This window comes from Paenibacillus sp. EPM92, from assembly GCF_016586185.1.
In the GTDB taxonomy this organism is placed as follows: Bacteria; Bacillota; Bacilli; order Paenibacillales; family NBRC-103111; genus Paenibacillus_G; species Paenibacillus_G validus.
The window spans coordinates 73,041-83,959 of the sequence record NZ_BCPS01000057.1 but is presented as its reverse complement, the minus strand read 5'-3'; the positions used below and the strand labels follow the sequence as shown (position 1 = coordinate 83,959).

Sequence of the window (10,919 nt, the reverse complement as noted above, 5' to 3'; positions counted from 1 at the left end):
CGATATGCGCGACAAGCCGCAGGTTGTGCTCAATCAACAGATTTCGCGATTCTTGGTTTCCTTCGGCCATTATCCGCAAATGCTTTGCCTCGTCTTCTTCGGCGAGCGGCTGCGGGAACGCGTTATTTTTGACATAGGAGACCAAGAGCATGAGCTGCTTAATGAAAAGCGCAATCATTGCAAAAAAAACAGGCACGGATCAGTTCACCCCCTGAAGTTTTGCCCGCCCTCGCCTGACCGGCATAGGAGTGGCGCATCACTACAGTGTATGTGGGCGTAAGCCTAATCGTGCCTGTACCGTGAACTATCGGATCCTATGAGAAAATACGCTACAATTTCTTACAGTCAACAAGGGTTTTGGAACTGCTCCCGTATGTCTACCCAATCCGTCATTGTATAAATGTGAATTTTCTGGCGTTCGCTTTCAATTGATATGGACTTAGCCGGTGGCTTCCATCAGCCCTGTTTCTGATTTAGATCGCAATGGGAGTATCCTTTAATACGGTATAAACGTCTACGTAATTATAACCATGGGCTTCGGCTACTGCCTTAAAAGTAACTTTGCCATCGATGACGTTAATTCCTTTGGCCAGCGCCGTGTTTTCCAATGCTGCCTGCCGATGCTTCTTGTTAGCAATTTGCAAGCCATATGTCGTAGTCACATTAGTCAAGGCGATGGTCGAAGTTTTTGCTACCGCCCCAGGCATGTTGGCAACAGCATAATGGATAACGCCGAATTTCTTATAAATCGGGTCGTCGTGGGTCGTAATCCGGTCTATCGTTTCAATCGATCCCCCTTGATCGATTGCCACATCGATAATTACAGATCCGGGACTCATGTTCTTCACCATATCTTCAGTGACTAAACGCGGGGCCCGCGCGCCAGGAATCAACACCGCTCCGACAACTAAATCTGCATCTCGTACTGCACATGCAATGTTCTTCGGGTTTGACATAACTGTTTTGATACGGCCGGTGAGCAGATCATCCAGCTGCCGCAATCGTTCTGGATTAATATCGAGAATAGTAACGTCTGCCCCTAATCCTAGTGCCATCTTTGCAGCGTTGAGTCCGACGATTCCGCCACCGATTACGGCTACTTTCGCAGGCTCAACTCCCGGCACTCCGCTTAAGAGGACTCCCTTGCCCCCATTCGATTTCTCCAAAAAATGTGCTCCTATTTGGATCGACATCCGTCCAGCTACTTCACTCATCGGCGTAAGCAGCGGTAAACTGCCGTTATCCAATTGGATCGTCTCGTATGCGATCGCAGTCACCTTATTGTCCACCAGCGCTTTTGTCAGCGCAGGTTCCGGAGCCAGATGGAGATATGTGTATATGATCATCCCTTCCCGAAAATACCGGTATTCTTCCGGCAGCGGCTCTTTCACTTTGACGATCATTTCCCCGGCCCATGCTTCCTTGGCCGTAGCCACGATTGTAGCCCCGGCTTCAACGTAATCTTGATCCGTAAATCCGATACCTGCCCCCGCATTTGTCTCTACAAGCACATCATGACCTGCAGCTTTATAAACCGCGACTGAAGCCGGCGTCATACCTACACGGCTTTCATTATTTTTTATTTCTCTTGGAAGCCCAATAAGCATTCCTATCCCCCCTTTAGTAATTGCTGATAACCTCTTTCATTGTATGAACCATAAAATCCAAATCCTCATCCGTAGACGAAAGGGGAGGAGAAAGTGTCAACACGTTATTGAAACCGGCAACGGTATCCCCATTCTTCCCTATAATTAGACCTCGCTTTTTACACGCTGCTATAATTTCCCCTATATTCGCAACATGTAGCGGTTCTTTTGTCTCCTTGTTCCGCACCATTTCAATTCCCATTAAAAATCCGAAGCTTCGTATGTCACCAACCTGAGGATGGTCCAACAGCTGCTGCATCTGCGTATTCAGTTTGTCCCCGAGCTGCCTGGACCGCTCGACCAATTGTTCTCGTTCCATAATCTCAAGGTTTTTCAAGGCCACCGCACAAGAAGCCGGACTTCCCCCGAAAGTGTTCACATGTCGAAAGTGGTTGTATTCGGTATTTTCTTTAAAGGCATCATAAATCTCTTTGCGCACGGCGGTCGCGGACAAAGGCAAATAGGCACTGGTCAAACCTTTTGCCATCGTAACGATATCTGGCTGTAAACCATAGTTCATAAATCCGAATTTTTGACCCGACCTTCCGAACCCGCATATCACTTCATCGATAATGAGCAGCACATTATGTTGTTTGCAAATACGCTGCACTTCATCTAAATAGATCTGGTCGGGAATAATGATGCCGCCTCCTGTAATCACAGGCTCCATAATGACCCCGGCTATCGTTTCCTTTCCTTCCCAGATAATCGTTTCTTCAATCTCGCGAGCGCACTGCAGATTAAAATCCTCAATCGTCATCCCTGAAGGGCGCCTATAGCTGTCCGGTGGACGAACATGTACAAACCCTGCCGCTAGAGGCTCGTATTTATATTTGCGCTGGGCCTGCCCCGTTGCCGCTAGGGCTCCCATGGAATTGCCATGATAAGCACGGTACCGTGAAATGAATTTAAAGCGACTGTTCTCACCATTTTGCTGATGGTATTGTCTTGCGATCTTAAACGCAGTTTCATTGGCATCAGAGCCGCTATTGGAGAAAAAAATAACATATTCCCCTTCCAGCCATTCATTCAGCTTGGCAGCCAATTGAACGGCAGGCAGGTGGCTTTGGGTCAACGGATAATAAGGCATTGCGCTCAATTGTTCGTACGCCGCCCTGGCAAGTTCCTCCCGACCGTAGCCTACATTGACGCACCACAAACCGGACATCCCGTCTAAATACCGGTTTCCGTTCATATCCGTGATCCAAGAACCACTGCCGCCTGTAACAACCATAGGCGGCACCTTCTCGTTATAAGGTGACATAGCATGCCATAAATACCTTCGGTCTTGTTCAAGCACACCGTCGGATTCACTTTTCCGAAACATCTTCTCATCTCCTCGTATTATATTTTCAGAACCTTCTTTTCGACGAATTTCCAGTGAATTTTCAGTTGTTTCATGGGCGTATATCTGAATCCGTACCTAAGCCCGAAGGGCAAGGAACGGAAGTCAGAGTCTGGAGTAAATTCGCTCTTTGACAATTCAATAAAAAATTCTATCAGGGTCTTGGATTTTTCGTGATGTTCCCGGACAATGATCTTGGGGTCATTTGGGGAAATTCGACTTTCCTCCTGTAGCTCGACTACATTTAAAGTCTGTTTCCCCAGCACTCGCGCTGAGCTTCTTACCCGCTGGCAGTTCCCTTTGGCAACCCATGCTCGAAGATAGCAGCTTCGAGGCAGCTCATGGACCAGAGGCAGTTCTCATAGGCGAGGGTGACTGATCGGCGAGCGCGCTGGGGGCATCCCGAAGAGTCCAATTCCCTGAATCCCCAATACAGAAGGGAGGGATCACCCTTGAAATTATTTGTCGGTATTGACGTCAGTTCAGAAGAACTGGAAGCGTGTTTCATGAATTCAGAAGGCGATACGCTTGAAACGCTCAAAGTCGAAAACAATCTGCACGGTGCCTCGCATCTGCGCGACCGCATCGTCGCTGCTGCGGACAAGCTGCCGGCTTCTGAAATCCATATCGGCCTGGAAGCGACTTCGGTCTACAGCTGGCACCCCGCCATGTACCTGCATGAGGATGCCGCGCTTCAAGAGCGGAAAACCAAGGTGTTCACGATTAATCCAAAGCTTATCCACAAGTTCCGGGAGGCTTATGCAGATCTGGACAAGACCGACCGGATCGATGCCTGGATGATCGCCGACCGCTTGCGCTTCGGCAGGCTGACCACAACGATCGTCATGCAGGAACAGTATGTGGCACTGCAACGGCTGACTCGCATGCGTTTCCACCTCGTCCATAACCTACGCGTGAGAAACAGTACTTCCTGCAGAACCTGTTTTACAAATGCAACGCGTTCCGTACCGAGGTTGACAGCTCCGTATTCGGCCACGCGATCCTGTAAATGCTCTCCGAGAAGTACAGCCTTGACGATATCGCAAACATGGAAGTCGCCGACCTGGCCGACTATCTCAGGGAGAAAGGGCGCAATCGTTTCCCTGATCCCGAACATGTCGCCAAATGCATCCAGAAGGCCGCTCGCGCCTCCTACCGTCTGTCCAAGGTCGTCGAGGATTCCATCGACCTGGTGCTCGGCACCTCGATCCAGGCCATCCGAAGCATCCAGAGCCAACTCAAGGAACTCGACAAAGCGATCGAACGCATGCTTGAAGGCATTCCGACTTCCCGGTGTCTGCGCTCGATCCCCGGCATTGACCGGGTCTACGCCGCCGGCATCCTGGCCGAAATCGGCGATATTGAGCGTTTCAGTGATCAAGCGGCCGTGGCCAAGTATGCGGGCCTCGTTTGGCGGAAGCATCAGTCTGGCCCCTTCGAGGCCGAGGATACGAAACGCATTCGTTCCGGCAACCGATTCCTTCGCTATTACCTGGTTGAAGCTGCCAACTCGGTCAAAAACCGCGAACCGGAATTCGGCGAGTTTTACCGGAAGAAATTCGCGGAAGTGCCCAAGCATCAACACAAACGCGCCCTCGTCTTAACGGCAAGAAAACTTGTGCGTCTGGTCGATGCGCTGCTACGCAACGGCCAACTCTACACGCCTGGAAGGAAGGTGAATAGGGCGAGCCATTGATCGCATCCTTGTAATCCTTCAGTAATATTTCCAGTTTTAGGAAATATCTGAAACTGGGTTTCTTTGGTGCTGCCATTTTTCCCGACTCGTGACGATTTAGGCCAAAAAAATTTCCAATTCTCACGATTTAGAGACTTGACATATTACCGCTGGACTTTTATAGTTTGATAGCGGGCTATCAGCATTTTTTTACGAGTATAAAATTCCACTCCGTCTTTTCCGTTTGCATGCAGATCGCCGTAGAACGATTTTTTAAAACCGGAGAAAGGGAAAAAAGCCATCGGAGCCGGAACGCCTAAATTTACGCCGAGCATGCCGGCATCCATTTCTTCACGGAATTGGCGAATTGCTTTAGCACTGTCTGTATATATGCACGCACCATTGGCAAATTCTGAGGCATTGGACACAGCAATGGCTTCCGTTAAATCTCTTACTCGCACCACGGACAGCACCGGAGCGAAAATTTCATCCTTCCAAATTTTCATTCCCGGGGTTACATGATCGAAAATCGTCGGTCCGACAAAATACCCTTCCTCTTTGACCGCTCCGTCCATTCTGCCATCACGTACAAGTAAAGCCCCTTCTTGCTCGCCACTTTCAATGTAACTAATACTGCGTAATTTATTTTCTGCCCGTATCACCGGACCCAAAAAGACACCCTCTTCCAGACCATTTCCGATGGTTATATCATCAGCCGCCTGAATGAGCCGCTCTACGAGTTCATCCGCTATACTGCCCACCGCTACAACTACAGACGCCGCCATGCAGCGTTGACCCGCAGAACCGAATGCTGCGCTGACAATGTTTGTAACGGCGTTGTCTAAATCCGCGTCCGGCATGACAATGGAATGATTTTTGGCTCCCGCAAGGGCTTGCACTCTCTTCCCTTTAGCAGCCGCTTTTGTGTAAATATACTCTGCAACGGGCTGTGAACCGACAAACGAGACCGCCTTGACATCTTCATGCTCCAAAATCCCATTCACCACATCGTGTGCTCCGTGCACAACGTTCAAAACTCCGCCCGGAAGACCTGCCTCATGAAAGAGCTCCGCCAATCGGTTCGCCAGCAATGGCGTTCGTTCGGAAGGCTTCAGAACAAACGTATTGCCGCACACTATCGCAAGAGGGAACATCCAGCAAGGTACCATCATCGGAAAATTAAACGGGGTAATTCCAGCGATAACGCCGAGCGGAAACCGGTACATACCCGACTCAATTCCTGTCGCGATGTCAGGCAATTGACTCCCCATCATCAATGTCGGCGCGCCCGCCGCAAACTCCACGCATTCAATACCGCGCTGTACTTCCCCATATGCCTCCTGGAGGTTTTTACCATTCTCCAAGCTGATGATCTGCGCGAGTTCGTCCCAGTTCTCCACAAGCTTCTGTTGATAACGGAATAAAATTCGAGCTCTTCGCGGAACTGCTGTTTGCTTCCAACTTTGAAAGGCTTTCTTTGCCGCTGCGACTGCTGCATCCAATTCCCGCCTTGTGGAGATTGGGACACTTGCAATGATTTCACCGGTTGCCGGATTAGGAACCTCATCATATCTCGAACTAGAGGAATCCACCCATGCTCCATCTATAAAATTTTTTACTTTTATATATTTCAATAGAGTCTCTGCCAAACGTTATTCCTCCTATATCGATTTATGTTTTTCAATTGAAGCTTTTGGTAACATTATAGGAGCTCCACGAATCTATAACATTAGACACGATGTTAGGAACTATCGATAATCTTTTTACAGAAAGCCTCCCGATCGTACACCTTATGCCATAAAAAAGCGGCCCCATTAGCCGCGTTTTTTAAACAACGTTGCTCCAATGCTGAAGCTTGCCTTATACCTGCTGAAACTTTTTTCTCTTCAGGAAATTTCCGCTGCCCGCTTTGCCGACGAATTGTTTATCCCTGATGACAAAATTTCCACGGCTGATTACGGACACAGGCTGCCCTCTGACCGTCATTCCTTCGAATGGATTATAATCCGCTGCCATATGATGCGTATCCGCCGATATCTTACGCTCAATATCAGGGTCAAACAAAACCAAGTCCGCGTCACTGCCGACCGCTATCGTGCCCTTTTGCGGAAATAGCCCAAATAGCTTCGCATTTTGAGTAGACACCATATTTACAAACTGATGAAGGCTGATCCGCCCCTTGTGTACACCTTCCGAATACAAAATGCTGAACCGGTCTTCAATAATCGGCCCGCCGTTCGGTATTTTCGTAAAATCTCCTCTCCCAAGCTCCTTCTGCCCTGTAAAGTCGAAAGAGCATTGGTCCGATCCGATCGTTTGCAAATGCCCTAGACGCAAGGCGTCCCAGAGAACCTGCTGGTTCGGCTTTTCACGCAGCGGTGGGGACCATACATATTTCGCACCCTCAAAGTCAGGAAGTTCCAAGTAAGATTGATCAAGCACCAAATATTGCGGACATGTTTCCCCGTACACGCGCAATCCTCTTTGCCGCGCATCGGTTATTTGCTTCACGGCTTCCGCACAAGTTACATGAACGACATAAAGCTGCGAATCCGCCAGCCCACATAGATAGGCGGCGCGGCCGGTCGCCTCGCCTTCCAATTCAGGAGGGCGCGTCAACGCGTGGTAAATCGGGTCTGTATTGCCTTTAGACAGCGCATCCTTCGTCAAATAGTCGATAATATCGCCGTTCTCGGCATGCACCATAACCAGCGCCCCGTGTTTTTTCGCAAAGAGTAGCGTGCGGTACAAGGTATCGTCATTTACCTGAAACACATCTTTGTACGCCATGAATACCTTGAAGGATGTAATTCCTTCTTCCTCGATCACCTGCGGCAGTTCATTAAGCACTTCCTCGTTCATTTCCGAAATCATCAAATGGAAGCTGTAATCGATAACCGCTTTATTTCCGGCCTTTCGGTGCCACGCTTGAATAGCGTCTGTTAGCGGTATCCCCTTTGTCGTCAGACAGAAATCGATGACGGTCGTCGTCCCGCCGAAAGCCGCCGCTTTCGTACCTGTCTCGAAGTCATCCTTCGTCGTTGTGCCCCCAAAAGGCATATCCAAATGGGTGTGAGGATCAATGCCGCCCGGAAATATATATAACCCTCTTGCATCAATCACTTCCGAACCGGTTTCAACCAAATTAGAGCCGATTGCCTTAATTTTGTGACCTTCAATCAATATATCGCCTTTATATATGTCCACTGCCGTAACGATCGTTCCGCCTTTGATTAACATATTCATAACATTTCACCCTCCTGCTCGGACTTTGCTAGAGCAAAACTAGAATACTGTTTTGTTTTTAATCCGCTTTTTACGGAGGCCATTTTCATAGCGGTTCGATATAACAGCTCCGTTCCTAAAACAATGTCGTCGCCATCTGCAAACTCCGCGGGATTATGACTGATTCCATCCTTGCAGCGGACGAAAATCATTCCATAGTCACACACATAAGACAGCTCCAATGCATCATGAAAGGGTCCGCTCATCAATTCGGGCACACGCAAGCCCATGTCAGCCGCACATTCCCTCATCGTTTGCATAATCGACTCGGCGCAGTATCTCGGGTCACTTTTCGTATCGACGCTGATGTTGTACTTCAGGCCATGTTCCGACGCGGTACGTTCAATTAAATGGTACAATTGTTCTTCCATCCGGTTACGTCGCTGAAGATCAATATCCCGCAAATCAACACTGAACACTACCTTTTCAGGTATAATATTCCTGGAATCCGGGAAAACGGACAGCGTTCCTACCGTCGATACCGTCGGCGCCCCTTCTTCGCTTCTGGCCAGCTCATTTAATCCTGCTATTATTTTTGCGGCTCCTACCAATGCATCCTTGCGCAGGGCCATGGGCACAGAGCCGGCGTGCCCGGCGAACCCGATCAATTCAACGGTCAGCCAGATTGGACCGGATATTCCGGTAACAATCCCAATGGGCTCTCCTTTGGCTTCCAAAACAGGCCCCTGTTCAATATGCATTTCCAAATAAGATCCGATTTGTCCCGGCTTATATTCCGATACTGCGAAATCGTCCGGCGAGCATCCGAATTCCTTCAGGGCTTGACGACGGGTTATTCCATTTTTGTCGGTTCTCTCTAGTTCCCCATCCTCCAACTTCCCCAAAATCCCCCGTACGCCAAAGAGGCCTTTATTAAACCGGCATCCTTCCTCATCAGCAAAAGCGACAACCTGAATGGGCATCTCCGGTACGAAACCCCTCTCCGTAAAAGTCTGTACCGTTTCCAAGGCACCGAGAACCCCAATAACACCGTCAAATCTCCCGCCATATGGCTGGCTGTCGATATGTGATCCAAGCATCAAAATAGGAGCATCAGGATTTTTCCCCCGCAATGTACCTATCAGATTACCGAAGGCATCAATTCGAGATTGCAATCCCGCTTCTTCAAACCAACGTTTCACAAGCTCAACGGCCTGCCTGTCTTCTTTACTGTGCGCCAACCTGCAAACGCCGGTCGCACCAATTTGGCCGATTTTGGAGAGTTCCTCAATCCTGTTTAGCAATCTGTTCTTATTTACGCTGATTGTCATTGCCTCATTTCCCTCCTATTCCCGATTTGTCAATTTATCAGGATTTAGTATTTGATAGGCGCGCAAAGCGACTTGGAGAGCCAGGCGAATCTCCGGGTTCATAAAATCTGCACCAAGCAGTTCCATAATTTTTTCCAGACGATAATAAAGCGATTGTCGGACAATAAATAATTTCTGAGCCGCGATTTGTTTGGAGCCGTCATGATCAAGATATACTTTCAATGTGCGAAGCAGTTCACTGCCTTTGGATTGGTCGTGCTCGATTAAAGGACCCAAATAGCTATCAACGAAAGACTGCAATACTTTTTTGTCCCCAAGATTAAACAATAATTGAAAGACTCCCAGATCCTCAAAAAATAGAACGTTATCCTCAAAACACGGGTAAAGCTCCAGCGCATTCATAGCTTCCCTGTAACTAAGGTAAGCGTTATGTAATTTTACATAAGACCCTCCAATTCCAATCAACAGCCTAAAATGTTCGTTTTGCTCATCCTTACTTAATTGCTGGAGGGTTTGAAATACTTTGCTTAATCCCGTCTTTGATGATCGCTTTGTGTTCAGATCGATGGCGACAACAACAAGACCGTTTTTCTTTAAAGTAATAAGGGGCAAAAATGAATGCTGTTCAAATATGGACCGAATGACCATGGATAGATGGATACCCACGGAATCAGCGCCCTCTTTCGCTTCATTCCATCTATGTTCATCGGAACGGTAGAACTCTATAAGGCATACCCGATAGCTGGCTTCATTCAATTTTTTAAAACCGCTGCCGACCAACGATTTGATTTCCTCTTCATCCTTGATTCGCAAGTGTATCAGATCATCAATCCATAAATTTTCGGTATACAATTTCCGTTCTTCTATATACCTATTTCTTAACAAATCTTGGGAAATCGAGAGTGTAGCTGAATCGAGAATCAAGTAATCGTACTGCTCCGGTTCTTGATCCAATACCATAACAACGTAAGCCCATGGTTTACCTAATGCACCCGCCGGTTGCACGATCATCGTGTTGTTCTCATACTTCCATTGATAAGTCTCGGCATTCGGATGGTTTTCAGGTATTTCCTCCAGGCGATCGGAAATAAATTTCATCATTTTTTTCTGCTCATGAGCAGGCAGTGCCGGAACAAACTGGGCTTGTTTTTTGACAGGTAAATATATCACTTGAGCTAACGTGCTTGAATGAAGCAGCTTCAATACATTCGTAACCCCATTGGAGCTCAAGGTTAGACGATGGAATTCCCTAGAAATACGTTCAAGATCTTTTAGGATTTCATGGTGCTTATTGATAATTAAAGAGTGTAAATCCTGAGTGATATCAACAAAACGCACGGTATGCGGAAAAATAATAAGCGGAAAACGGTATCTGTTAGCCGCTTCAATCATCTCTTCCGGAACTGAATTGAAATGTGTTCCGAGCTCAATACACAAGCAAGAAGCATTTTGATGAACCAACTTTTCAATATATGAGACAAAGGAGGACAGATTTGATTGGAACGCAATCCCTGTCGTTAGGATCATTTCTTCTCCATGAATTAATAGATCGAAATTAGATGTTTCAAGAATATGAACCCAACGCACGCTGCGGTTTAGCCCTTTATCCCCAGCTACCACAAGCGCATCTTGAAAAAGAGGACGCCGCAATACTTCTTCAACCGTAAGTGTACATTTGAGATCCAACAAAAAACCTC

Annotated in this window: 6 protein-coding genes and 2 pseudogenes; 1 reads left to right on the top strand and 7 read right to left on the bottom strand. The window is 47.8% G+C overall.

The window, feature by feature from the left end; all coding sequences use genetic code 11:
• The 3 genes and pseudogenes from JMF85_RS11850 to JMF85_RS11840 all read right to left on the bottom strand — a co-directional run.
• Positions 1-196, bottom strand: a pseudogene (locus tag JMF85_RS11850) (RNA polymerase subunit sigma-70); the annotation flags it as partial.
• A gap of 277 nt (positions 197-473) precedes the next feature.
• The gene (ald, locus tag JMF85_RS11845) at positions 474-1,607 is read right to left on the bottom strand and encodes an alanine dehydrogenase (protein ID WP_201318244.1); all 1,134 of its coding nucleotides are present in this window, start codon (positions 1,605-1,607) and stop codon (positions 474-476) included.
• 13 nt (positions 1,608-1,620) lie between these two features.
• Positions 1,621-2,973 (bottom strand): aspartate aminotransferase family protein, encoded by a 1,353-nt coding sequence (locus tag JMF85_RS11840; protein ID WP_201318243.1) that lies wholly within the window; start codon positions 2,971-2,973, stop codon positions 1,621-1,623.
• A gap of 470 nt (positions 2,974-3,443) precedes the next feature.
• Here JMF85_RS11840 and JMF85_RS11835 point away from each other — a divergent pair.
• Positions 3,444-4,687: pseudogene (locus tag JMF85_RS11835) on the top strand (IS110 family RNA-guided transposase).
• Positions 4,688-4,830: 143 nt separating this feature from the next.
• On the opposite strand, the gene JMF85_RS11830 reads toward JMF85_RS11835, so the two are convergent.
• The 4 genes from JMF85_RS11830 to JMF85_RS11815 form a co-directional block, all read right to left on the bottom strand.
• The gene (locus tag JMF85_RS11830) at positions 4,831-6,315 is read right to left on the bottom strand and encodes a CoA-acylating methylmalonate-semialdehyde dehydrogenase (protein ID WP_201318242.1); all 1,485 of its coding nucleotides are present in this window, start codon (positions 6,313-6,315) and stop codon (positions 4,831-4,833) included.
• Between the two features lie 211 nt (positions 6,316-6,526).
• Positions 6,527-7,912 (bottom strand): dihydropyrimidinase, encoded by a 1,386-nt coding sequence (gene hydA, locus JMF85_RS11825; RefSeq protein ID WP_201318241.1) that lies wholly within the window; start codon positions 7,910-7,912, stop codon positions 6,527-6,529.
• The gene (locus JMF85_RS11820) at positions 7,909-9,222 is read right to left on the bottom strand and encodes a M20 family metallo-hydrolase (RefSeq protein ID WP_201318240.1); all 1,314 of its coding nucleotides are present in this window, start codon (positions 9,220-9,222) and stop codon (positions 7,909-7,911) included. The genes hydA and JMF85_RS11820 overlap by 4 nt, the downstream gene beginning before the upstream one ends.
• A 15-nt stretch (positions 9,223-9,237) precedes the next feature.
• Positions 9,238-10,908: a PucR family transcriptional regulator gene (locus tag JMF85_RS11815; protein WP_201318239.1), complete on the bottom strand. Its 1,671-nt coding sequence runs from the start codon at positions 10,906-10,908 to the stop codon at positions 9,238-9,240.
• Positions 10,909-10,919 lie beyond the last annotated feature (11 nt).